The sequence below is a fragment of the Enterococcus sp. AZ062 genome, assembly GCF_051715065.1.
Classification (GTDB): Bacteria; Bacillota; Bacilli; order Lactobacillales; family Enterococcaceae; genus Enterococcus_B; species Enterococcus_B mundtii.
Genome location: NZ_JBIOTB010000001.1, coordinates 772624 through 797500 on the forward strand (window position 1 = coordinate 772624; position 24877 = coordinate 797500).

Here is a 24877-nt window from a genome sequence, read left to right on the forward strand (position 1 = left end):
TATCAAAAGATGTTCAGATAATGAATATGTTTGGTATAGCTTTTATTTTATAGGAGTGAGAGCATTGGATATATTATAGAAAGGTGGAAGTGTCTGTAATGGAAAAGAAATTTGTTTTGGAAAATAATCAAATGAAAGAGAAACAGATCATCGTTTTTGGCGTAACTTCAATGAGTACAGATAGTACCCTTTATACCAATTTGTTAGTAACAAAGATGAACAACTTCGCAAAAAAACAACATTTACTTGTGCATGTTGACATGCATAGCATTTCTAAGTTGGATCAGTATGCAAAGACTGCCAATGTTATTCTATTATCTCCAGAGCTGTCTTCTATGAGAGAAACTATCATAAAAGAGTATCCTACAAAGGTTATTGAAGTGATAGACATGAAAGATTATGGTCTGCTAAATGCTGAGAATATCGTAAAAAAATTTCTCCATCACTAAACTGGAAAAGAAGAAATTTTCAAAATAGTTAGCAAACTTCGTTTTTTTTATTTTTTATCACTCCTCTATCTAAAAAAGTGTTGTGGATTTGTTCAATCTTATAAGCCGTATAAGGCATTTCAACTTAAATAAAAATACCAATAGTAGAAACTAGAGCCTTAATTTCTACTATTGGTATTTTTTATTTTGAGCATCATTACGGATTCGTAGTCATTCTGGTTTTATTCACAGTGATCAAACAATAAACAGAAACTGTCAATCATAGACGAAACATTCTTTTATCTGGGTATTCAGTCGTAAGTACACGCTCACTTGATACTTGGTACAACCTGTATTATCTGTTACAATTGAATAGGATATACTGTACTACTAATTGTGTGAATGATCGAAATGAAAACGAAAGAGTCAGTGACCAAAATGTTGAGGAGTGAGAAGATGAAGATTACTTATCATGGACATTCTTGTATTTCTCTGGAAATGAAAAATGGCCAACAAGTGCTGATAGATCCATTTATTACTGGGAATCCTATGACTGATTTAAAAGTGGATGAAGTCCAGACGGACTGGATATTGATCACCCATGGACATGCTGATCATATTGGAGACATGTTGCCGATTGCGAAGAACAATAAGGCGACCATCATCAGTATTGTCGAAATCGCTGATTATGCACAACAGCAAGGAGCGAACTCTTTTGGGATGAATATCGGTGGCAAAAGGGAGTTTCCTTTTGGCACAGTCAAATTTGTCCATGCACAGCATAGTTCAAGTATTGAAATCGATGGTGTTTCGCGTTATATGGGAGAGCCTAGTGGTATTCTGATCCAAGCAGACGGGAAGACGATTTATCATGCGGGTGATACTGCAGATTTTAGCGATTTAGCGCTCTTAGGTGAACAGTTTATGATCGATGTAGCCTTTTTACCGATTGGCGACAATTATACAATGGGGCCTGAGGATGCGGCTCGTGCGGCAAAGCGAATCAAAGCGAAGAAAGTCGTGCCGATCCATTACAATACCTTTCCTGTCATTGAACAAGATCCGCAAGTATTCATCGATTTATTAGCAGATACCGAAGGAAAAATAATGAGCGTTTCGGAAACGCTGGAAGTGTAGGGGAAAGAGATGGCGACAAAACATGATTTGATTTTAGAATATATCGAAAGCCTACCAGTGGGGAATCGAATATCTGTCCGTAGTATTGCCAAAGAATTGAATGTCAGTGAAGGAACGGCCTATCGAGCAATTAAAGACGCTGAAAATGTAGGATTAGTGTCAACGATCCAACGAGTAGGAACGATTCGGATCGAACGTAAGTTGAAGAAAAATATCGAACGATTGACATTTGGCGAAGTCGTGCGGATCATTGAAGGCGATGTTTTAGGCGGAGCAGTCGGTCTAGATAAAGTCTTGAATAAATTTGTCATAGGTGCGATGACCGAACACGCAATGGAACGCTATATCACTCCAGGTTCATTGATGATCGTTGGTAACCGTACAGAAGTGCAAAAATTAGCACTTGAGGATGGCGCAGCAGTGTTGATCACGGGTGGTTTTGATACGACGCCTGAGATTGCCAAATTAGCGGATGAATTAGCTATGCCGATTTTACGTACGACCTATGATACCTTTACCGTAGCGACGATGATCAACCGAGCGCTTAGTGACCAACTGATCAAAAAAGATATCATGCTCGTCGGTGATATTTATTTGACTGCCCAGAAAACACATTATTTGTTACAGTCGGATACGGTGGCTGATTATCAACGGATTTCAGAAGAAACCCAACATTCTCGTTTCCCAGTGGTGAATCATCACATGCGTTTGATGGGGATCATTACGGCAAAAGATGTCGTAGGTAAAGCACCGACACAAGTCATTGATCGGGTCATGACCAAAGATCCCATCAGTGTCAAGAAAACGATGAGCGTCGCTTCTGTCGGACATCAAATGATTTGGGATGGTTTAGAAGTCATGCCAGTCGTTTCCGATGATTTGACGTTAGAAGGATTGATCACACGGCAAGATGTCATGAAGGCGATGCAATTGGTGCAACGTCAACCGCAAATCGCTGATACGATCTCTGATCAGATTTCAGGGGCGATCCAAACGATCGATACAGATCGTGAAGGCAATCGATTGACGACGCCTAAGTTCAAATTTGAGGTTTCGCCACAAATGGTAACAGGTGTTGGAACGATTTCTTTTGGGGTGTTAAGTGAAATCATTTCAGATGTTGCTCAAAAAACAATGATCATGAATCAACGCAGGAATATCTTGTTGGAGCAAATGAATCTACATTACCTTCGTCTGATCCAGATCGAAAGTGAGTTAGACATTCGTCCAAGAGTTTTAGAAATCGGTAGAAGATCCGCTAAACTTGATGTAGAAGTATTTATAGAAAACACGATCGTGGCTAAAGCCATTGTCGTCTGCCAAGTGATGGAACGTTCGTAGAGAGTAGGAAAGAAAATGACCATACAAGAAGAGATTTTGAATGAAATCAAAAAATATCAAAAAATCGTGATCCACCGACATCAAAGACCTGATCCAGATGCTTTAGGTTCACAAGTGGGATTAGCTGAGTTATTACGTAATAGTTTTCCAGAAAAAGAAATTCGTCAAGTTGGAAAAGACGTTGAGGGCTTACGTTATTTAACAGAAATGCAAGAAATCGACGATGCCTTTTATCAAGGGGCATTAGTCATCGTGACAGACACAGCGAATGCGCCACGTATTGATGATAAGCGCTATTCCTTAGGGGATCAAGTGATCAAAATCGATCATCATCCGAATGATGAACCATATGGTGATTTACTTTGGGTAGATACGAAAGCTAGCAGCTGTAGTGAAATGATCGCTGAGTTTGCTTTGCTGTTCCCTGATGAGCTGAAAATGAACAGCGACTCTGCTCGTTTATTGTATGCAGGAATCGTTGGTGATACTGGAAGGTTCTTATATCCTTCAACAACAGGACGCACATTAGAACTAGCAGCAGAGTTAAGAAAGTATTCTTTCGACGCAAGCAAATTGAATCGTGAAATCGAACAAATCACCATGAAAGTAGCGAAACTATCCGGTTGTGTCTATCAAACGATCGAAGTTGACGAAAAAGGTGCCGGAAAAGTGATATTGTCACAAGCATTGTTAGGCAAGTATGGCATCGTCGATTCAGAGACAGCAGCTGTCGTCTCTTTACCAGGTGTCATTGACGAAGTGTTAGCTTGGGCGATTTTTGTCGAGCAACCAGAGGGCTATTATCGTGTACGTTTACGTTCAAAAGGACCAGTCATCAACGAGATCGCCAAACGACATCATGGTGGCGGCCATCCTTTGGCAAGTGGCGCAAATGCAAAAGACCTGCAAGAAGTGGCAGAGATCTACATGGAAATACAAGAAGCTTGCACCAATTATACACGTTAAAAGTGTACTCCAAGTAGTAAATCGAAAATTTTAAGCAAACGTAACTTTCTCTTTTATCTATTCCCTTTGCACGAATAAATGGTCTAAGCAGAAGTGACCTCTTCGGAGATCAGGTTACTTCTGCCTTAACCTTTTACTCATCGAAGTTGCTTGTCTTTTTTATCAGGGATATGTGCAATCAAGGTCAGTGAGATTGAATCAGCGTAGGTAGTCTAGGAGCTCTGATAATAAGTTGCTCTTTTCAAACTGTTATTTTTCCGTTATAATATTGCTCAATAACGAACAAAAAGGAGAAACAACATGACAGTACCAAATTGCCCAGTATGTGGTTCAGAATATGCTTATGAAGATCGGGGATTATTGATTTGTCCTGAATGTGGAAACGAATGGACACCATCAGAAGAAACAGAAGCAGAAGGCCTAGTAGTACTTGATGCAAACGGCAATCGTTTAACAGATGGCGACAGTGTGACCGTTATCAAGGATTTAAAAGTAAAAGGAGCTTCCTCACCTATCAAACAAGGAACGAAGGTGAAGAATATCCGTTTAGTTGAAGGAGACCACAATATCGATTGTAAAATCGAAGGGTTTGGTCCGATGAAGCTGAAATCAGAATTTGTCAAAAAGAATTAAAATATTCAATCTCTTTTCACAATTATTCTACTCGAACAATGGTAAAATAAAAGCAATGAGGAAAGGGTGAAACGATTATGTATGGATATGGTTTTTATGGCTTTGATCCAACGTTTCTTTTAGTTATTGCTGGATTAGCTATTTCCGGAATCGCTTCTGCTTACGTCAATAGTACTTTTCGTAAATACGACAAAATCAGAAGCAAAAATAATGTGACTGGTACACAAGCCGCCCAGTTCATTTTACAAAGTCAGAAAATCAATAACGTTGGCGTCCAACAAATCGCTGGTGATTTGACGGACAATTATAATTCAGGGAACAAGATGTTGAGTTTATCGCAAGCTACAGCACAATCTACCTCAGTCGCTGCAATTGGGGTAGCTGCCCATGAATGCGGACACGCAGTGCAAGATGCTGTTGGTTATGCGCCGTTGAAAATCAGAGCTTCATTAGTGCCTGTCGCAAATTTTGGCTCGATGATTTCTTTTCCGTTGATCATGGTAGGTGTATTATTTAGTTGGAATACGACGTTGATCAATATTGGTATCTTCGCTTTTTCATTGGCACTATTGTTTCAACTTGTTACGCTACCAGTAGAATTCAACGCGTCAAGACGAGCGATCCAAATTTTAAGTGAAGGTGGCTTACTGACAGAAGAAGAGGTACCAATGGCGAAACATGTGCTATTTGCGGCGGCTTTGACCTATGTTGCTGCAGCGCTATCTACTTTCTTACAATTACTACGTTTGATTTTGCTTTTTGGCGGCAACCGTCGAGACTAGAACAAACCAATAGAAGTGAGGGACAGTCGATTGGACTGATCCACTCACTTTTTATTTTGGAAAAATGGGTATCAATTTAAAAGTTTAGACGATAGAGACACGCTTGCTTCTCTTGTTTTTCATTTTGATCAGATCATCTTATTGACATAGAGTTGTTGGATCTTTGTGACTAAATCTACCCACAAATCTTTTTCTTTACTAGGATCAAGGTAAAAAATTTTACTCGTTTGATGAAATTTATCAAACCAATCGGTGACGATCAAATCTGCTTGTTCTGGATTTTCTGTCAAGCGAATCATTTTGTCGTCAAATACTTGTCGTAATCGATTTTGGATATGATAATTCCCTGTCAGCGTTTTATTCATTTGTACATAGATCAATAATTTTTCATTTGTTTCCGACTGCAAGAGGTTATAGATCAAGCTACTCAAATAATAAATAATCAATGTTTTTTTTGGATGGTCATGAAAAACTTCAGAGATAATTTGTTGTATTTGTTGGATTTGTTCATTCGATTCATCAATCTCAAGTGCTGGTTTAGGAAAATGCAACGAGTAGAAAAAAGGAGTTGTATTTCCCAATATCAAAATAGAAATTAAAGAAAGCATAAGATAGTAATTGTAGAAAAACCTTTTTTCAGATGATGCAATCACTGGAAAGGTTTGAGCTAGCTCTTTTGTTAGTGAAGTGATTTTCATACATAGATGATTACGTTTATTCGTCAAAGTATAACCAATCAAACTCTTCTGCTGGCTTGAAATGAGATTAGGAAAAAAGCAATAAATCAAAAAATTAAAATGCAATAGTTCATCAATGGCGATTTCATGTGGTAAAAGATGAAACAAATGATGTTTAAAACTACCGGAAACATCTTGTACCTGTTGTAGCAATTCTAAAATAGCATAGACCTCACTAGATTCAGAGGTGATCAATGATGATTGTTGTGTACGAAGCGTAAAGATAGCAATCAGCAAATACAGGTTTTCTTGATATTTCAATGAATGCTTTGAAACGAGCAATTTTTTGGATAATCGCCGCTCTCTTTTTAGTTGGCTCAATTTGAATTTGTCAAAAGGCCATTCCAACCCTTGAAAAGCATCAGATAGGATAAAAAACAAATAGAGTCGGATAAATAATTCGTTTCCTTTGAACAAATAACAGCCCTGAGATGAAACAATCTCGATTTCAAAATCTTGAAGTGTTTCATTCAATTGGTGTGTTAATTTTTCTAAGTAAGAGTGGGATATGTATAATTGCTCCAATAAATATTTTTTCGGAACATACGCTTTGGGATAATTGACCATAAGCAATAAGTAGTTGAAACGATTGGATTCTCTTAAATAAAAAAGTTTGAGCTTGTGATAAATCATCATTTTTATTTCTTGGTATTCATCGGATATAGTTATTTCTCCTTTGTGTGTAGAGAAAATAAAAGTAGAAATGCTCAATTGCTGTTCAATCGTAGTATTCAACTTTCGAATCAATTCTTTGATTGTCCGTTTAGGTATAGTCAGTTCATCCGCAAGTTCTTTTAACGTACATTGACTTTTTTGAGCGATCGTATAGAGGACTAATAACTCTTTCTTTTTTGCATCGATTAACATGATGGACTCCTTTCTGACAATTAGTGTACTAGTGGTGACATAAAATGTGAGTGGAAAGTGTTTTCAATGTATGATATTCTCACATAGTAATAGAATTTGATTATATAACTTGTTATTTTAAGAAATGATAATCAGTTATCTATTCTATTGTTTATTTCTTTGCTTATTTTGTCAAGTTGGAATCATTTAAATAATCTTGGATAAGGGAATACAATGTTATTTAATTGAGGATATCGTTATTTTTTAAATCTTATTTTTGGCGAAGCATTAGATAAATCAAGCTTCTATTACAAAGAGACATATTTTAACCCCCGAAATATGTTATTATCGTTTTTTTTTATCAAAACTTGTTTCTTCATGGTTTACATAAGTTTTTCCTACTAGCGAATGCGCTGGATCGTCATGGGAAATTAAAAAAAGAATCATTGCCGGATATGAATAAGATAATCGGAAAGGATGGATGGTTTCGTGGGAAGAGTGACGAATTTTAGTAAAGAATATTTACTATTTAAGAGTATGGTATATGCTGAAGAAAATGGGTTATCGACAATCACAGCGAGAAGTTTAGCTTCTTTTTGTGGCTGTTCTACTTACCCGATCTATGCACATTTTAAATCAATCCGTATACTAAAAGAAAAAATTATCGAAGAGATCACGATATGTTTTGATCGATATTTAGCTGAATACGTTATTGACGATTTTTTCAGTGTCGTTCATTTATTGAAGGAGTTTTTCTCGATTCATGAGAGTATTAGAGGAGTAGTTATCAAATCCGAATTAGACATGGCCTCGTTGTTCAAACGAACGTTCTCAGAATTTGTCAGAGAACATACGGGAATCAAAGAAGCGTATTTATTAGAACTTCTTTGGCTGAACGCATTAGGAAGTTTAAATTCAGATAAATCATCAAAGGAATTTTTTGAGACAATGACATTGATTTGGAATAAGTTAGCAGAATTAGAAGATGATTTGCCTGAAATGCTAACAAATATCCAATACGTTCCGGTTAATTGACCTTACATTTCTTTGGATGGATGATTTACTTTAGTTGTTCGTATGAAGCATCTCCAAAAAGGAGGTGCTTTTTTTAACAGAATTAGGCAGAAGTCGCCCATCCTCTATAGGTGGGTGATGAATGCCGTTCGGTATGAGGGTTACCGTTGGTAACTCGAAGACCGACAACTAAGGCGTATTGCTTTTTTATTTTGTCTCATGTTAATATCAGTCTATACAAGAAATGAGTTGATACAACATGGAATTAGACACAAATAACCATTCAGTATTTCTTCTTTATTATCACCTTGTTTTAGTAACGAAATATCGTAGACAAGTAATTGATAATGAAATATCTAACTACGCTAAAGCGACTTTTGAAAGAATCTCAGAATCGTATCATATCACTTTAGTTGAGTGGAATCATGATAAAGACCACGTTCATATTATGTTCAAAGCTCAACCAAAAACAGAATTGACAAAATTTATCAATGCCTATAAAAGTGCTAGTTCACGTTTGATAAAGCGCAATTATCCAAGAATCAAACAATTTCTTTGGAAAGAAATGTTCTGGTCAAAAAGTTTTTGTCTTTTGACAACTGGTGGAGCACCAATTGATGTGATTAAGAAATATATTCAAAATCAAGGAAACAATCATAAATAGAAAGCAGGCGAGCTTTATGGAGCGACTAAAAGCATATAAATTTAGAATCTATCCAACAGAAGAACAAGAAACCTTCTTTGCTAAGTCTTTTGGCTGTGTCCGTAAGGTCTACAATCTAATGCTTGATGACCGAATGAAAGCTTATAAAGAAACTAGGAAAAATTCCTCTAAAAAAATGAGTTTTCCAACGCCTGCAAAATATAAGCAAGATTTTCCGTTCTTGAAAGAAGTGGATAGTCTTGCTTTAGCAAATGCACAACTCAACCTAGATAAGGCGTATAAGAACTTCTTTCGCGATAAGTCCGCCGGATTTCCTCGTTTCAAAAGCAAGAAAAATCCAGTTCAAAGCTATACGACTAACAATCAAAATGGAACAATCGCTTTGATTGATAATCAATTTGTCAAACTTCCTAAGTTGAAGTCGTTAGTTAAAATTACGCTCCATAGACAACCTAAAGGTCTGATCAAATCCGCTACAATATCACGTCATTCTAGCGGTAAATATTATATTTCTTTATTGTGTAAAGAAGAAATAGCTGAGCTTCCTAAAACTAATTCCGCTATTGGAATTGACCTTGGTATAACTGATTTTGCAATCCTTTCTAATGGTCAAAAGATTGATAACAATAAATTCACGTCAAAAATGTCAAAAAAACTAAAACGTGAACAACGTAAGTTGTCAAGACGTGCATTATTAGCTAAACAAAAAGGTATCAATCTGTTTGAAGCTAGAAATTATCAAAAACAAAAACGTAAAATAGCACGACTACATGAAAAAGTAATGAATCAACGCAATGACTTTCTAAACAAGTTGAGCACAGAGATTATCAAAAATCACGATATGATCTGTATAGAAGACTTAAATACAAAAGGTATGTTGCGTAATCATAAACTAGCAAAAAGTATTTCGGATGTTTCATGGTCTAGTTTTGTGACTAGGTTACAATACAAAGCTGACTGGTACGGTCGAAAAATTATCGAAGTGGATAAGTGGTTCCCATCTAGTCAAATCTGTTCGAATTGTGGACACAAAGACGGCAAGAAATCTCTAGAAATTCGAGAATGGACTTGTCCTGTTTGTCATGTTCATCATGACCGAGATATCAATGCTAGTATCAATATTCTGACCGAAGGTCTAAGACTACATTCTATGGGATTAGCTTAGATCCAATCATCAAAAACCGTAGGAACTACGGGGATAGCTTGGTAAATAAGAGAAACCGCTGTGAGTAAAGAAATACGCTTGCAAGTATGCTCTATTCCCAAGAAGCTCCCACTTCAAGCGTTAAAAACCGGTAGGTTTAGCTAAGTGGTGAGTAGTTCACCGCATCAAACTAAGGTTGCTTGAAACCGAAAATGCCAAATGAGGCGTCTTACAAAAGCAAATAATAAAACAAGACAGTAGTTGCTTTTTGTAAATTTTTTTGCTATTCATCGGGCAGGGCTCATAGCAATTAGTTCGCTTATCTATTTGACTGTGATATGATTGTAGTAGATAAAAAGGAGCTGATAATTATGAAAACATCAACAAAAGTAACGATTGGATTAAGTGTCGCAGCAGCAGCAAGTGTGGCAACAGCTGTAGTTGTTTCTGGCAAAGTGATCGAAAAAATCCATCATCTAAGTAACCGCACAAAAGTAAAAAAATTCGTGTATGACAAATTTGATGGGAATGAAAAGTTATTAGATGTCGTTGACCATTTATCAGATAGCGATTTAGATTCATTGATGGGCATGCTAGCAAAGATTAAATCTGGCAAAAAGAAAATTTCTGTCTACGGTGACTCTATCAAAGACTCAACAGAAGATGCAAAAGGTCGTCTGATGTCACTTGTTGAGAAAATGATCTAAAAAAGATTCTCTTTGAATTGATCGAAAAAAAGGAACAAGCAAGGCGATGTTTATTGCTGCTTGTTCCTTTTTTATATGTGTAACAAAAGGAGATAACAAAAGAGTAAGTCATCTGCTTTTTTTAAATTGAAGCCTGTTTGTTCGTCAAACTTTTCAATCCGATATTGGAGAGTGTTTCGATGCATGAAAAGTTGTTTAGCCGCTGAACTGATATTCCCGAAATTTTTCCACAGTTCGATAATGATGTCTTCCATTTTAAAACTACGGATTATTTCTTGATATTCATTTGTTAGCTGACTGGATGTAACTAATTCTTTTGTATAATAATATAAGGCAATTTCTTGTATGGAAGTCGTTTGGTCGGCTACTTGTATGTGTGTTCGTTTATTCAGGAAAATTTTTCGTTCTTCATTGAACATAGCGGTTAGATTTTGTCCAGCTGAATGGAATGAACCGACAAAGGCTTGTGTCGTCATATCAAAATCGACATCAAGAGATAAAAAGATGCCTTTAAGATCTGCCGTATTCAAATAATTGGCATGCTTTCTTTCGATGATCAACGCATCTGTCTCTGTGTAAAGAAAAAAATCAAGAGCTTCGGGAAATAATCCGGAAATTGTTTCTCGCCATTCTTTTTGTAAGAAATCTGATCTCTTTTCAAAATGTAACTGAATGATTCGGCAGCTTTCTTCACATACATATACCTTTTCCTCAAATAAATATTGATACCAAGGATGGCTGTCTAAGGTGTTTGTTTTCTGGAATAACGCTTTCAAAAGTTTTTCTTCTTGAACGGACAAGGAACTTTTATCGATCCACAAGAAGTAATCTTCTACAACCAGTGAAAGAATTCGATCATCAGAAGAAGGAGAATTCTTTTTTTGTGCATTTGGGTATAATCCAAGTAACTTTTCTGTGTTCATTTAATTCACCTCATCCCCTAGTTTACCATAGGACATGGCGATAAGGAAAAACTCTTTGTACTTCATTAAAAAGCCAGTTATACTATGTTTGATAGAGAAGATAAGTAAATCTAAAAAAGGTAGGAGTACAAGTGGAAGAAACAGAACAACAGCGAATAAAAGAAGAATGGATGCGTGTGGCTATTGAAGAAGCCAAAAAAGCAGAAGCGTTAGCAGAAGTACCAATCGGCGCCATCGTGGTTCACCAAGGACAGATTATTGGGCGTGGACACAATTTGAGGGAAACAACACAAAATGCAACAACACATGCTGAGATGATTGCGATCCAAGAAGCATGCAAGGCCATCGGAAGTTGGCGTTTAGAAGAAACACAATTATATGTCACGTTAGAACCGTGTCCAATGTGTAGCGGTGCCATGATTCTTTCTCGCGTAAAAGAAGTTTACTTTGGTGCCTATGATCCAAAAGGAGGAACCGCAGGGACATTGATGAATTTACTTGAGGATGAACGTTTTAACCATCAGGCCGAGGTGGAGGGCGGGATATTAGAAGAAGAATGTGGTGAACTTTTATCTGTGTTTTTTAGAAATTTGCGAGCAAAGAAAAAGAAATTAAAAAAGGACTAGCCAAGGATAATAAAATGCGGTATACTATTCCTTGCCGAAAGGCTAGGACAATGGTGGGCTTGTGAAGCGTGTCAGATCCGGAAGGAAGCAGCACTAAGCAGGTGCCGCCATGTGTCTGATTGATTGGATTTATTAAGCCTAAAGGGCTTTTTTTATTAGAGGCAAGTTTAAGGTACTTAGATTTTGTAAAAAAGTCTAAGTACCTTTTTTTGTGCAAAAACTTTCCATGTGAACAAAGGGGAACCCTATGGTATGATGAAAAAAAGTGAGGTGGAACTAACAGTGGAAGAAATCGTTCTTTTACACACGAATGACTTACATTCTCATCTTGAAAACTGGCCACGGATCAGAAGATTCCTTGAGCAAAAAAAGCGTGAAAATGAGAAAAAAAATAATACGACAACTCTCACGGTCGATCTTGGAGATTTCGTTGATCGTTGGCATCCTTTGTCAGAAGCAACGAATGGCCATGCCAATGTTGAACTAATGAATCAAATCGGCTATGATGCAGCAACTATAGGGAATAATGAAGGTGTAGGTAATTCCAAAAATGAGTTGAATCATTTATATGATCACGCGAATTTTGATGTGCTACTGAGCAACTTATTCGATAAAAATACTTTGCAACCACCAGTATGGACAAAGCCATATAAAATCATCGAAACAAAGCAACGAACAAAAGTTGGGTTAATTGCTTTTACTGCACCATTCCCTTTGACGTATAATCCAAATGGCTGGGATATCCGTCAGCCTTATGATCTGTTGCCAGAGTTAGTTGAGCAATTACGTCCACAGGTAGACGTCCTTGTTTTAATGAGTCATTTAGGCATTCAAGATGATTTACAGATTGCAAAAGAAATCCCTGCAATCGATGTGATTTTAGGATCACATACCCATCATCTTTTTATTGATGGGAAAGTCGTGAATGAGGTACAATTAGCCGCTGCCGGAAAATTTGGGCAATATGTAGGGGAAGTACATCTTTCATTGGAAAATAAAAAAATCGTCGGACACTACGCCAAAGCGATTCCGACAGATACAATGACTGCATTCGTAGAGGATGAGAAAGAAATCGCCGGTTATCTTGAACAAGGACATCGTCTTTTAGCCCAAAAGAAAGTGGCAGATCTACCATTTGACTTATCACTTGATTTATTTGATGAACATTCCTTTATCCAAATCGCTTTAGAAGCGGTAAAAGAAAGAGGGAACACAGAAGCATCGTTTCTGAATAGTGGTCTTTTTTTGAATAGCGTACCTAAGGGGCTGGTTGACCAAGATCAACTCCATAGTGCACTGCCACATCCGATGCATTTGATCAACGTCACGCTGAAAGGGTCAGATATGATTCGCTTAGTGTTGGAAATCGAAAAAAGTCGACTCTTCTTACGGAATTTCCCTATCAAAGGAATGGGGTTTCGTGGTCAGATATTCGGTGAGATTTTCTATAGTGGGATCACGTATGATGCGGTCAATCGAGAAGTTCTGTGGCAAAAGCAACCAATTGAAGAGGAAAAGAATTATACCGTTACTACGGTCGACCATCTGATGTTTGTTCCTTTTTTCCCAACCATCGAAATTATCGGACAGGTCGATTTTTTATTTCCCGAATTTATTCGTACAGTAGTGGGAGACTACTTAAATGCTCACTACCCAACCAATGAAAAAGAAGGTATAATAGAGAAATAGGTGGTGAAAGCATGTCGACGAAACAAAATAAACAACACAACAGTGACAAAAAAGAGAGTCAAGAAACGGTCGATCGCTCACAAGAACAAACAGTGACCGAAGAAGTGACGGCAGTTTTAGAAGAAATAATCGAGGAAACGAAGCCAGAGAAAGTCAAAGGAGAAATCGTCACATTGACAGATGAAACGAATCTTTTGATTGGTGATAGACCTTATCGTATCGTAACGGATTACCGGGAAGGTTTCAATGCTGAGAAGCTTGGTGAGAGATATAGCGAAGTGCTTTCCAGATACGATTACATCGTAGGTGACTGGGGTTACGAACAGCTACGTTTGAAAGGCTTTTTTGATGCCACGAATCGACGTGCTCACCCAGATCAGCGAATTGATGCATTAGAAGACTATTTATACGAATATTGTAATTTTGGCTGTGCATATTTTGTCATTGAACGTATAGGTGGAAAAAAAGAAAAAAATACCCAACGACGTAAAAAGAAAAAAAATCCGAATCGCAACAATCAAGCGCATATCGATGAAAAAAAAGCGCCCGTTGAATCGGTACGCAAACAACCTGTGATCAAAAATCGTAAACCAGCAACTACTAAGGCAACACCAAAGGGAACTGAAAAAACATCAGAACGCCCAACAAAATCAACTTCTAAAAAGAATTTTACTATTAGACAAAGGGAAGAATGATCCTATGAATTATAAAGGCTATTTGATCGATTTAGACGGAACGATCTATCGTGGAACGGAGCCGATACCGGCAGGAAAACGATTCGTCGAACAGTTACAGGAAAATGGGATGCCCTTTTTATTTGTAACCAACAATACGACAAAAACACCGGGAACAGTGGCACAACGTTTAGCCACTGAGTTTGATATCCATGTCTCACCAGAAACGATCTATACAGCATCTCTAGCGACCATTGATTTCATGAAATCAGACGCTAAAGGAAATAAAGTGTATGTGATCGGTGAAGCTGGCTTGACAGATTTGATCTTGGAGGCAGGGTTTGTATGGGAAGAAGAACATCCTGATTATGTCGTAGTAGGTTTAGACAATCACTTGACTTACGAAAAAGTGGTGACCGCAACCTTAGCGATCCAAAAAGGAGCAACGTTCATCGGTACAAATCCTGACAAAAATATCCCTACAGAAAGAGGATTATTACCTGGAGCTGGCTCGGTTGTTTCTTTTGTAGAGACAGCGACACAAACCACACCGGTCTATATTGGTAAGCCAGAAGCAATCATTATGGATAAAGCAGTGGAACTTTTAGGATTGAACAAAGAAGAAGTCATCATGGTAGGGGACAATTATGAAACTGACATCCAAGCAGGGATTCGTAATGGAATCGACACACTGCTTGTGTTATCAGGCTTTACCAAAGAAGAAGACCTCCCAGATCTGCCAACACCAGCAACCTTCGTTTTGCAATCGTTAGATGAATGGAGTTTCTAAAACAATGAAAAATAAACGATGGCAATGGGTGGAGTATGCGGGGATGGTCAGTTTGTTCCTGACGTTGCTCACTTTAGCAATTGCAATAACGATCAATTTCCGCCCACTATATGTGTTTGATATCGGGCATCTAGGTATCTTGGATTACACTACCGTAGATCAGCCAACATTACTCCAAAATTATGATCAACTGATGAGGTATCTGAATAATCCTTTTGAGCAAGTGTTGGCACTTCCCGACTTTCCAATGTCAGCGAGTGGCTTACATCATTTTTATGAAGTCAAGTTATTATTCATGCTCAATTATGCGGTGTTGTTACTTACATTGATCCCAAGTGGCTTGTTCCTTCGCCAGTTGAAAAAAAATCAGCGTTTGTGGCGGCTGATCCGCCCATTCCAAATCGGCATGATCCTACCATTTGTTTTTGGCTTTTTCATGTTGATTGGTTTTGATCGTTTTTTTATTCTTTTTCACGAAACATTTTTCAATAATGATGACTGGTTGTTTGATCCTCAGACTGATCCAATCATCAATGTGTTACCTGAGCAATACTTCATGCATTGTTTCATTCTGTTTTTTGTGCTTATCGAATTATTTTTCGCTTTGATGGTTCTTGTTGGCAAAAGAGAATTGAAAAAGGGGAACAATTAAACAATCACTTTCGTGTAGCGCGTTGATTGCTTTTTCGGATATAGCAAAAAATCATCCATAAAAATCCTTTTGCGATTTTTATGGATGATTTTTTATTTTTATTTGATTATTGTGTCAAACGGCTCCGTTTTTCCGGTTCTTGGTGGGCCAAGCGGCTTGCGGCAGAGGCAGCAATTGCTCCCACGATATCATCTAAAAATGTATGGACATTTTTGCCATCGTGACTATTTAACTTTTTCAAGATCCCAGGTTTTACTTTATCGATATAGCCATAATTGGTAAAACCAATCGTTCCATAAACATTGACGATCGACAAGGCTAAAATTTCATCTATCCCGTATAATCCTTCATCATCTTCAATGATATGCTGAAGAGGGCTCATCAATTGTTTTTGTTCTGCCAAGATATCTAATTGGATGCCAGTAATGATCGCGTTATGGACTTCACGCTTTGTCAAGACTGCGTTAATACTTTCCGCACAATCCTCCAAGCTTAAATCTGAGATATAGTCTTTTTGTAAAAACATGACTAATTCAGCGATATCCTCGATCGTTACGCCACGTTCTTTTAGGAGATCTCGCGCTTTTTCTTCTAAGGTTTCTGTTTTTATGACCATTTTTGATTCCTCCGTCTCTTCTTTCTATCTATAATGGTAACGTAGTACGTACAAAAAGCAAGAATCATTTCTTTTATAAAAAAACAGCTAAGTTATTTTGGTCCAAATGTTTTATCGTAAAGGCTTGTACTATGACCAGGCTGCGTACGTTCTTTTGGATTGATGAAATGTAACGCGTTATTGACAGCAGTCGGTGCCTCTCCAAATCCCGTGGCAATCAATTTCACTTTTCCTTCATAGCTACAAATGTCGCCAGCAGCATACACACCAGGAATTGAAGTTGACATATCAGAGTGGACGGTGATCGCATTTCTGGAACTTTCAAGTCCCCAAGAAGATAAATGCTCTAAATTAGAAGTGAACCCATAATTGACGATCAATGAGTCAACCATGAGATCAATCGTTTCATCCGTCTTAGCTTTTTTTAGACGAATGTCTGATAACTCTCCATTTGAACCAGATAAACGCTCAATCAAATAAGGTGTTAATACATTTACAGAGGATTGATTCAACTGATTGACGCTATGTTCATGAGCCCTAAATGCCTCTCGACGATGAATCAAATAAACTTCACTCGCAATAGGTTCAAGCATCAGTGCCCAGTCGATTGCTGAATCCCCACCACCAGCAATGGCAACTTTCTTTCCTGCATATTTCATCAAGTCGTTCACGAAATAATCTAACCCATGGTTTTCGTATCGGTCAGCATGTTCTAAATTCAGCTTTCTTGGTTGGAAAGAACCACTTCCTAGCGTCAGGATCACAGCTTTTGAATAATGGATACCTTTCGTAGTAGTGATCTCGATGATCTCATCTTCTCTGGAAAGTGAGAGAACTTCTTCATTTAAATGAAATGTATGATTAAAAGTGGTCAATTGTTTCTTTAAATTATTCACAAGATCAACCGCTTTGATTGCTGGATAACCAGGAATGTCATAAATATATTTTTCAGGGTATAAGGTAGTTAACTGTCCACCAAGTTGAGGCAAACTATCAATAATATTGGTTTTCGCTTGGCGCATACCAGCATAAAAAGCTGCAAACATGCCAACCGGCCCTGCACCAATAATTGTAATATCGTAAATTTCCATTTGAAATTCCTCCCTTGGTGACACTATAACAGAATTTAATTGAGAATTCTTCTCAAATAGTTTAATTATGGAACGAGCAGTCACTAAAATATAAGGAGTGATCTAACAGATAGTTTATTTACTTTCAATATTAGCTAAAAAGAGTTATTTTACTAGTACGAAGTGTTTGAATCTAAGAGGTAGAATTTTATGATTAAAAGAATAACAAGCAATGCAAAAGAAGACGGAGTATTGACGCTGTCTTTTCTTTTAGCAATAGGTACCATGTTCATCATCCCACCAAACTTCAATTATTTTTCTTATATCGATTTTCACACATTGATTCTTCTTTTTTGTTTGATGTTGATTGTAGAAGGGATACGGCAACAACAGTTTTTCGATTATCTAGGCAATTATTTGATCACCCAGACAAAAAATACGAGAGGGATTATTTTGATTTTAGTGTTTCTCACGTTTATCAGTAGTATGCTGATTACGAATGATGTGGCACTGATCATTTTTGTACCATTTGGTCTATTGATAGTAGAAAGGATCGGCATGCGAACATTGATTCCTCTCGTCATAACTTTGATGACGATTGCGGGTAATCTAGGAAGTATGTTCACTCCGATCGGTAATCCACAAAATCTTTATTTATTCGCACAATCACACTTACAACTGTTCGAATTTTTACAGTTGATGCTTCCCTATACACTGGCTGCTGCCATATTATTGGTGGTGTTGATCTATGGGAGAATCAAGAATAATACCATCGATTTGGCGAATACAGAACAGATAATGTTAAAGCGAAAACAACTCATTTTTTATTTTTGTCTATTTTTAATATGTCTTCTAGCTGTAAGTGGCATCATCCCTCATTATGTCGTATTAGTCTTAGTGAGTGTCAGTATCCTAGGCAATGATCGCCGACTCTTTAAACAAATCGATTACTCCTTATTATTTACGTTTGTTTTTCTTTTTATATTCATCGGGAATATCAAACAAGTAGATGTTGTCCGAGCCTTTTTTGAAAAAAGTGTGGCGCATCATGAAGTCAGTGCAAGCATTTTTGCCAGTCAATTGATTAGTAATGTTCCTGCGGCGCTCCTGTTATCAAGTTATACAGAAAATATCAAGGGTTTGATCATTGGAACGAACTTGGGAGGATTAGGGACATTGATTGCTTCAATGGCAAGTTTGATCTCTTACAAATTAGTCATCAAGCAATATCCGGAATGGAGAAAAAAGTATTTATTCGTATTTGCATTCTACAACATCGTTTTTTTGATTTTCTTGTGGCTCATCTTTACCGTATATCAATAGAATATGTTATGATTACACAGGAAGACAGAATTTTTTAGGAGGAAGAAAAAATGGCATTTCCACAACTTGATCTTATGAATGAAAAGGGGCCTAAAGCTCTTATAAAAACGAACCGCGGAGATATTACAGTAAAACTATTTCCTGAGTTAGCACCTAAAACAGTCCAAAACTTTGTTGAATTAGCAAAAAAAGGGTACTATGATGGCGTGATTTTTCATCGTGTGATCCCTGATTTCATGATTCAAGGAGGCGACCCAACCGGTACAGGTATGGGAGGCGAAAGCATTTACGGCGAAAGTTTTGAAGATGAGTTCAGCCGCGAATTGTTCAATCTACGTGGCGCACTATCAATGGCTAACTCTGGTCCAAATACAAATGGCAGCCAATTCTTTATCGTCAACAACACAAATGTGCCAGAAAACATGCTTAGTCAATTAGAAGGAGCAGGATTCCCTAAAGAAATCATTGAAGCGTATAAAAATGGTGGAACACCATGGCTTGATTTCCGTCATACAGTGTTTGGCCATGTACTTGAAGGAATGGATACAGTCGATGATATCGCAAATGCGCAACGTGGACCACAAGATCGTCCAGTACATGATGTAGTGATCGAAACGATTGAGATTTCTGAATAAAGTAAAATTTTAAACATACCAAGCTCAAAAAAAAACACCGAACAGCAAAAGCAGAAAATACTTTTGCTGTTCGGTGCTTTTTTGGTTGGGGTGGTAACAAAGTAGGGAAGACTAACATTTTTTGTCCAATGACTTCTTTCGTTTTCTAACTTAAAGCACGTTGGATACGTAAAAGCCCTTCTTTTAATACTGATCTTGGACAAGCGACATTCAAACGCATATGGCAATGACCACTTGGTCCAAAACTGATCCCAGGATTCAAGACGACTCTGCCTTTTTCAATCAACTTCTTTTCAAGTAGTCGGTCATCGTCCGTATAGGCAGAAAAATCAAGCCATATAAGGTACGTTCCTTCTGGCTTCATCACTTTGACATCAGGGAGATGCTTAGTAAAGAAGGTAATGACTTCTTGGACATTTTCTTCCAGATAAACTAATAACTCATTTAACCATTCCTCACCAGTTTCGTAAGCAGCTTGAGTGCCTAAGAGTCCGAAAGTATTGATTCCTTGATGTTGATTTTTTTCTAATTGTTTCGTAAAGCGACTTTTTAAATCATGATCTTTGATGAAGACCATTGAATTTTTTATTGCAGCTAGATTAAATGTCTTAGTTGCTGAAGTGAATGTGATCAATAATCGAGAAAGGGCAGGATCAATTGTTTGCATCGAGGTGAATCCATGTCCGGAAAAGACGATATCTTGATGGATCTCATCACTAAATAAGAAGACGTCGTATGTTAAGCAGAGTTCACTTAACTGTTTGAGCTCTTCTTTAGTCCAAACGCGACCACCTGGATTATGCGGGTTACATAGAATCATTGCTTTTATCTTGTTTGAGACGATTTTTTCTTCCATATCTTGAAAGTCCATTTCAAAATGATCGGCTGCTTTATTTAAAGGACTGCGAATCAATTGACGCTCATTATTTTCAACAATTGCACCAAATGGCGGATAAACTGGATCATGAATCAACACTGCATCACCTGGAGCTGTAAATGCTTGAATCGCCAATGAGAGACTAGCTAAGACTCCACTAGTGAAAAGAATGTGGTCTTTAGTTAGAGTCACATGATGGCGCCTTTCTTCCCAATCAATCACTGATCGGTAGAGACCGTCCGGTACGATCGAATAACCAAAAATGCCTTTTTGCAGATAGTTTTGAAAAGCGGTTGTTACTCCTTGAGGGGCAAGAAAATCCATATCCGCTACCCATAAAGGTAAAAGATCATTCCTATGATAAGTTTGTGAGATGGCATCCCATTTTACGCTATCTGTGTTTAGTCTTGAAACTATTTCATCAAATTGTTCCATCTATAAGACCTCCATATCTAGATGCAAGAACAGAACTTCTTTTTTTTTAATATTTACAGTATAATGATAAATGCGAAGAGAGGGAAGTATATGACTTATAGAATAGGCGAAATAATCAAAGGGAAAATTACTGGAATACAACCATATGGAGCGTTCGTTTCATTAGATGAAGAGACACAAGGGTTGATCCACGTATCAGAAGTGCAATCTGGTTATACGAAAAGTATTCATACATTATTGAAGGTGGGGCAACCGGTGACTGTACAAATCATTGATATTGATGAGTATTCGAATAAAATCAGTCTGTCGTTACGTACCTTAGAAAAGAAAGTACCATCGATCCCATACCGAAGAAAACGATACTTCACTAATAAAAATAAAAAAATCGGGTTTGCAACGATTGAAAAACAGTTACCTATATGGATCAAGGAAGCGTTGATCCAATTAGATAAAAAAGAATCAAGGAAATAAAAGTGTATTTTTTCTGAAAATATGCTAAAATTCTCTTGTAAGCCATAAACAAGTTGATCGAGGTGGAAATTTTGGCAAACAAAAGAGTCGCTGGTACAATTATGTTGCATTTGGAGGATGGATCTAAAAAATTTTTAGTTCATTCAAGAGAGAATAAATTAGAGTTCGCATGCGCAGACCACTCAAATGATAAGACTGGTTTAGCAAACATACTTAGTTTCTTAAAAGAAATCGTTCATATTGATGTGAGTAAAATCAACTTGATGGAGTTGACGAATACCCATATCAATCAAGAAAATGTTCCACTTTTTGTTTTTGAAACGGAACAAAAAAATCAACAAGAACAGTTAGGCGAAGGTTATCATTGGGAAGATCCAGGACAAATGCGTACGGTACTAGGGATTTATGAAGTAGATGGTGTACCGATTTTTTAAATTGATTCAAGTACCTCTACCAAAGAGAAATGAATACCGTTCGCAGGTGTATCGTTGACTACTTGAGAATCAACGAATAAAATAGGAGATCATTTTTTGGAACCAAGCAGGACTTTCAGAGAAGTTTGAATATCTTTCAAACTTCTTTTTTTTGTCTATCTTAAAAGAAAAGTAGAAGAGAATGTTCAGGATTCAATTGATTTTTTACCTGTTTTATAAAAAAAGCACTTAAATACATGTATAATCCGAATGATCATAAAATGATTGGAAACCTTGTCTTTTTTTTACTTAAAAATAAGTATTGACGCTAGGTGTGTAGCATGGTAAATTAGAAAACGTTGATTCGAAAAAAAGTTCTTTTGAAAATATTCAGAAAAACATCGAAAAAACTATTGACCGCTGGATGAAACCATGTTAATATAACGAAGTTGAATTATTTCAGCGCTTTGTGAGACGCTTGTATGTAAGAATTTAAAGCGAAATAAAGTGTTGACAAATAACATGCGACGAGTTATGATAAGTGAGTTGCTAAAACGACCTCGTGAAAAACGAGTTCAAAAAACTTTTAAAAAATAGTTGACAATCATTCGAGAGTTTGCTAAGATGTAAAAGTTGCTACGGCAATCACAAACGATAAGTTGAGACGGTTGTGTTTCAATTATCACGTAGACCTTTGAAAACTGAACAAAGTAAGACAAACCAAATGTGTAGGGCGTCTTGATTCAATTCAAGACAACAAACATTTTTAACAAGCAAGCAATATGCTAGCAAACAATTGAGCTTAACAAATGAACTATTATGATGTTCGAAAGTAAATTTCGAACTACAGTTCCACATCAGCTTTCGCTGTGAGGAACTAGCATATTATGAGAGTTTGATCCTGGCTCAGGACGAACGCTGGCGGCGTGCCTAATACATGCAAGTCGAACGCTTCTTTTCCCACCGGAGCTTGCTCCACCGGGAAAAGAGGAGTGGCGAACGGGTGAGTAACACGTGGGTAACCTGCCCATCAGAAGGGGATAACACTTGGAAACAGGTGCTAATACCGTATAACAATCGAAACCGCATGGTTTCGTTTTGAAAGGCGCTTTACGGTGCCGCTGATGGATGGACCCGCGGTGCATTAGCTAGTTGGTGAGGTAACGGCTCACCAAGGCCACGATGCATAGCCGACCTGAGAGGGTGATCGGCCACATTGGGACTGAGACACGGCCCAAACTCCTACGGGAGGCAGCAGTAGGGAATCTTCGGCAATGGACGAAAGTCTGACCGAGCAACGCCGCGTGAGTGAAGAAGGTTTTCGGATCGTAAAACTCTGTTGTTAGAGAAGAACAAGGGTGAGAGTAACTGTTCACCCCTTGACGGTATCTAACCAGAAAGCCACGGCTAACTACGTGCCAGCAGCCGCGGTAATACGTAGGTGGCAAGCGTTGTCCGGATTTATTGGGCGTAAAGCGAGCGCAGGCGGTTTCTTAAGTCTGATGTGAAAGCCCCCGGCTCAACCGGGGAGGGTCATTGGAAACTGGGAGACTTGAGTGCAGAAGAGGAGAGTGGAATTCCATGTGTAGCGGTGAAATGCGTAGATATATGGAGGAACACCAGTGGCGAAGGCGGCTCTCTGGTCTGTAACTGACGCTGAGGCTCGAAAGCGTGGGGAGCAAACAGGATTAGATACCCTGGTAGTCCACGCCGTAAACGATGAGTGCTAAGTGTTGGAGGGTTTCCGCCCTTCAGTGCTGCAGCTAACGCATTAAGCACTCCGCCTGGGGAGTACGACCGCAAGGTTGAAACTCAAAGGAATTGACGGGGGCCCGCACAAGCGGTGGAGCATGTGGTTTAATTCGAAGCAACGCGAAGAACCTTACCAGGTCTTGACATCCTTTGACCACTCTAGAGATAGAGCTTCCCCTTCGGGGGCAAAGTGACAGGTGGTGCATGGTTGTCGTCAGCTCGTGTCGTGAGATGTTGGGTTAAGTCCCGCAACGAGCGCAACCCTTATTGTTAGTTGCCATCATTTAGTTGGGCACTCTAGCAAGACTGCCGGTGACAAACCGGAGGAAGGTGGGGATGACGTCAAATCATCATGCCCCTTATGACCTGGGCTACACACGTGCTACAATGGGAAGTACAACGAGTCGCGAAGTCGCGAGGCTAAGCTAATCTCTTAAAGCTTCTCTCAGTTCGGATTGTAGGCTGCAACTCGCCTACATGAAGCCGGAATCGCTAGTAATCGCGGATCAGCACGCCGCGGTGAATACGTTCCCGGGCCTTGTACACACCGCCCGTCACACCACGAGAGTTTGTAACACCCGAAGTCGGTGAGGTAACCTTTTTGGAGCCAGCCGCCTAAGGTGGGATAGATGATTGGGGTGAAGTCGTAACAAGGTAGCCGTATCGGAAGGTGCGGCTGGATCACCTCCTTTCTAAGGAATATTACGGAGACTACACACGTTTGTCGATACTTTGTTCAGTTTTGAGAGGTCTACTCTCAAAATTTTGTTCATTGAAAACTGGATATTGAAGTAAAAATGTAAGTAATACAAACCGAGAACACCGCGTTGAATGAGTTTTTTAATAAGTTCAATTGCTTATTTTTCTTGATTGGACTTCTATCGCTAGAAGAAAGATCAAAACCCAACCGCAAGGTTGATAAGGTTAAGTGAATAAGGGCGCACGGTGGATGCCTTGGCACTAGGAGCCGATGAAGGACGGGACTAACACCGATATGCTTTGGGGAGCTGTACGTAAGCTATGATCCAGAGATTTCCGAATGGGGGAACCCAGCATCTTTTATAGGATGTTACGTATACGTGAATACATAGCGTATACGAGGTAGACGCAGAGAACTGAAACATCTAAGTACCTGCAGGAAGAGAAAGAAAATTCGATTCCCTGAGTAGCGGCGAGCGAAACGGGAAAAGCCCAAACCAATGAGCTTGCTCATTGGGGTTGTAGGACTCCGATATGGTAGTTCTTTCAGATAGTCGAATGACTTGGAAAAGTCAGTCAAAGAGGGTGAAAGCCCCGTAGATGAAATTTGGAAGGCACCTAGGAGGATCCTGAGTACGGCGGAACACGAGGAATTCCGTCGGAATCCGGGAGGACCATCTCCCAAGGCTAAATACTCCCTAGTGACCGATAGTGAACCAGTACCGTGAGGGAAAGGTGAAAAGCACCCCGGAAGGGGAGTGAAATAGAACCTGAAACCGTGTGCCTACAACAAGTCAAAGCCCGTTAATGGGTGATGGCGTGCCTTTTGTAGA

Annotated in this window: 24 protein-coding genes, 2 rRNA genes and 1 other RNA gene (1 of these 27 cut by a window edge); 22 read left to right on the forward strand and 5 right to left on the reverse strand. The window is 38.4% G+C overall.

Features of this window, described 5'->3' with window-relative positions; genetic code table 11:
* Positions 1-98 precede the first annotated feature (98 nt).
* The 6 genes from IGJ00_RS03605 (at position 99) to IGJ00_RS03630 (ending at position 5287) form a co-directional block, all read left to right on the forward strand.
* Complete coding sequence (locus IGJ00_RS03605; protein ID WP_142433215.1) at positions 99-449, forward strand: PTS sugar transporter subunit IIB; 351 nt, start codon at positions 99-101, stop codon at positions 447-449.
* Positions 450-884: 435 nt separating this feature from the next.
* Positions 885-1565, forward strand: coding sequence for a metal-dependent hydrolase (locus IGJ00_RS03610; RefSeq protein WP_071866613.1), 681 nt, complete (start codon positions 885-887; stop codon positions 1563-1565).
* A gap of 9 nt (positions 1566-1574) precedes the next feature.
* The gene (locus IGJ00_RS03615; protein WP_071866612.1) at positions 1575-2906 is read left to right on the forward strand and encodes a DRTGG domain-containing protein; all 1332 of its coding nucleotides are present in this window, start codon (positions 1575-1577) and stop codon (positions 2904-2906) included.
* Positions 2907-2921: 15 nt separating this feature from the next.
* Positions 2922-3872 (forward strand): DHH family phosphoesterase, encoded by a 951-nt coding sequence (locus IGJ00_RS03620; protein ID WP_071866611.1) that lies wholly within the window; start codon positions 2922-2924, stop codon positions 3870-3872.
* A gap of 300 nt (positions 3873-4172) precedes the next feature.
* A complete protein-coding gene (locus IGJ00_RS03625; RefSeq protein ID WP_034688843.1) occupies positions 4173-4505 on the forward strand; it encodes a zinc ribbon domain-containing protein YjdM in 333 nt (110 codons plus the stop codon).
* 77 nt (positions 4506-4582) lie between these two features.
* Positions 4583-5287, forward strand: coding sequence for a zinc metallopeptidase (locus IGJ00_RS03630; protein WP_142433213.1), 705 nt, complete (start codon positions 4583-4585; stop codon positions 5285-5287).
* Positions 5288-5415: 128 nt separating this feature from the next.
* Here IGJ00_RS03630 and IGJ00_RS03635 read toward each other — a convergent pair whose 3' ends face one another.
* Positions 5416-6891: a helix-turn-helix domain-containing protein gene (locus tag IGJ00_RS03635; protein ID WP_108173667.1), complete on the reverse strand. Its 1476-nt coding sequence runs from the start codon at positions 6889-6891 to the stop codon at positions 5416-5418.
* A 468-nt stretch (positions 6892-7359) separates the two neighbouring features.
* On the opposite strand from IGJ00_RS03635, the gene IGJ00_RS03640 reads away from it, so the two are divergent.
* The 4 genes from IGJ00_RS03640 (at position 7360) to IGJ00_RS03655 (ending at position 10399) form a co-directional block, all read left to right on the forward strand.
* Positions 7360-7905, forward strand: a complete 546-nt coding sequence (locus tag IGJ00_RS03640) for a hypothetical protein (RefSeq protein WP_019723190.1) — start codon at positions 7360-7362, stop codon at positions 7903-7905.
* 238 nt (positions 7906-8143) lie between these two features.
* Positions 8144-8548 (forward strand): IS200/IS605 family transposase, encoded by a 405-nt coding sequence (gene tnpA / locus IGJ00_RS03645; RefSeq protein WP_019724606.1) that lies wholly within the window; start codon positions 8144-8146, stop codon positions 8546-8548.
* Positions 8549-8564: 16 nt separating this feature from the next.
* Positions 8565-9713 carry an IS200/IS605 family element RNA-guided endonuclease TnpB gene (tnpB, locus tag IGJ00_RS03650; RefSeq protein ID WP_077152109.1) on the forward strand — a complete coding sequence of 383 codons (1149 nt, stop codon included), beginning with the start codon at positions 8565-8567 and terminating at the stop codon, positions 9711-9713.
* A gap of 350 nt (positions 9714-10063) precedes the next feature.
* Entirely contained in the window at positions 10064-10399 is a 336-nt protein-coding gene (locus IGJ00_RS03655; protein ID WP_019723191.1) for a hypothetical protein, read from the forward strand.
* A gap of 71 nt (positions 10400-10470) precedes the next feature.
* Here IGJ00_RS03655 and IGJ00_RS03660 read toward each other — a convergent pair whose 3' ends face one another.
* Positions 10471-11322, reverse strand: a complete 852-nt coding sequence (locus IGJ00_RS03660; RefSeq protein WP_019723192.1) for a helix-turn-helix domain-containing protein — start codon at positions 11320-11322, stop codon at positions 10471-10473.
* A 131-nt stretch (positions 11323-11453) separates the two neighbouring features.
* On the opposite strand from IGJ00_RS03660, the gene tadA reads away from it, so the two are divergent.
* The 6 genes from tadA to IGJ00_RS03690 all read left to right on the forward strand — a co-directional run bounded on the left by tadA (position 11454) and on the right by IGJ00_RS03690 (position 15753).
* On the forward strand, positions 11454-11948 hold the full coding sequence (tadA, locus tag IGJ00_RS03665; RefSeq protein ID WP_010736104.1) for a tRNA adenosine(34) deaminase TadA: 495 nt from the start codon (positions 11454-11456) through the stop codon (positions 11946-11948).
* Between the two features lie 40 nt (positions 11949-11988).
* An RNA gene (gene ffs, locus IGJ00_RS03670) (signal recognition particle sRNA small type) lies at positions 11989-12073 on the forward strand.
* 157 nt (positions 12074-12230) lie between these two features.
* Positions 12231-13637: a bifunctional metallophosphatase/5'-nucleotidase gene (locus IGJ00_RS03675; RefSeq protein WP_181055228.1), complete on the forward strand. Its 1407-nt coding sequence runs from the start codon at positions 12231-12233 to the stop codon at positions 13635-13637.
* Positions 13638-13648: 11 nt separating this feature from the next.
* Positions 13649-14332: a YutD family protein gene (locus IGJ00_RS03680; RefSeq protein ID WP_019723195.1), complete on the forward strand. Its 684-nt coding sequence runs from the start codon at positions 13649-13651 to the stop codon at positions 14330-14332.
* Between the two features lie 4 nt (positions 14333-14336).
* Positions 14337-15101 (forward strand): TIGR01457 family HAD-type hydrolase, encoded by a 765-nt coding sequence (locus IGJ00_RS03685; protein WP_019723196.1) that lies wholly within the window; start codon positions 14337-14339, stop codon positions 15099-15101.
* A 4-nt stretch (positions 15102-15105) separates the two neighbouring features.
* Positions 15106-15753 carry a TIGR01906 family membrane protein gene (locus IGJ00_RS03690; RefSeq protein WP_019723197.1) on the forward strand — a complete coding sequence of 216 codons (648 nt, stop codon included), beginning with the start codon at positions 15106-15108 and terminating at the stop codon, positions 15751-15753.
* 106 nt (positions 15754-15859) lie between these two features.
* Here the strand turns inward: IGJ00_RS03690 and IGJ00_RS03695 are convergent, their stop codons facing one another.
* Both IGJ00_RS03695 and IGJ00_RS03700 read right to left on the reverse strand, forming a co-directional pair.
* Positions 15860-16369 carry a phosphatidylglycerophosphatase A family protein gene (locus tag IGJ00_RS03695; protein WP_010736099.1) on the reverse strand — a complete coding sequence of 170 codons (510 nt, stop codon included), beginning with the start codon at positions 16367-16369 and terminating at the stop codon, positions 15860-15862.
* Between the two features lie 92 nt (positions 16370-16461).
* Positions 16462-17460, reverse strand: coding sequence for an NAD(P)/FAD-dependent oxidoreductase (locus IGJ00_RS03700; RefSeq protein ID WP_019724007.1), 999 nt, complete (start codon positions 17458-17460; stop codon positions 16462-16464).
* A 189-nt stretch (positions 17461-17649) separates the two neighbouring features.
* Between IGJ00_RS03700 and IGJ00_RS03705 the strand changes: the two genes are divergently transcribed.
* A complete protein-coding gene (locus IGJ00_RS03705; RefSeq protein WP_104776484.1) occupies positions 17650-18762 on the forward strand; it encodes an SLC13 family permease in 1113 nt (370 codons plus the stop codon).
* 50 nt (positions 18763-18812) lie between these two features.
* A complete protein-coding gene (locus tag IGJ00_RS03710; protein ID WP_010736096.1) occupies positions 18813-19397 on the forward strand; it encodes a peptidylprolyl isomerase in 585 nt (194 codons plus the stop codon).
* A 145-nt stretch (positions 19398-19542) separates the two neighbouring features.
* On the opposite strand, the gene IGJ00_RS03715 is transcribed toward IGJ00_RS03710, so the two are convergent.
* Positions 19543-20709 carry a MalY/PatB family protein gene (locus IGJ00_RS03715; RefSeq protein ID WP_104776483.1) on the reverse strand — a complete coding sequence of 389 codons (1167 nt, stop codon included), beginning with the start codon at positions 20707-20709 and terminating at the stop codon, positions 19543-19545.
* Between the two features lie 90 nt (positions 20710-20799).
* Here IGJ00_RS03715 and IGJ00_RS03720 point away from each other — a divergent pair, with 90 nt between their 5' ends.
* From IGJ00_RS03720 to IGJ00_RS03735, 4 genes are all read left to right on the forward strand, one after another.
* A complete protein-coding gene (locus tag IGJ00_RS03720) occupies positions 20800-21180 on the forward strand; it encodes a CvfD/Ygs/GSP13 family RNA-binding post-transcriptional regulator (RefSeq protein WP_019724010.1) in 381 nt (126 codons plus the stop codon).
* Between the two features lie 71 nt (positions 21181-21251).
* The gene (locus IGJ00_RS03725; protein WP_019724011.1) at positions 21252-21614 is read left to right on the forward strand and encodes a hypothetical protein; all 363 of its coding nucleotides are present in this window, start codon (positions 21252-21254) and stop codon (positions 21612-21614) included.
* A gap of 862 nt (positions 21615-22476) precedes the next feature.
* Positions 22477-24037: ribosomal RNA gene (locus tag IGJ00_RS03730) — 16S ribosomal RNA — on the forward strand.
* Positions 24038-24267: 230 nt separating this feature from the next.
* Positions 24268-24877: ribosomal RNA gene (locus IGJ00_RS03735) — 23S ribosomal RNA — on the forward strand (it continues 2305 nt past the right edge of the window).
* The 16S and 23S rRNA genes sit together here, the layout of an rRNA operon.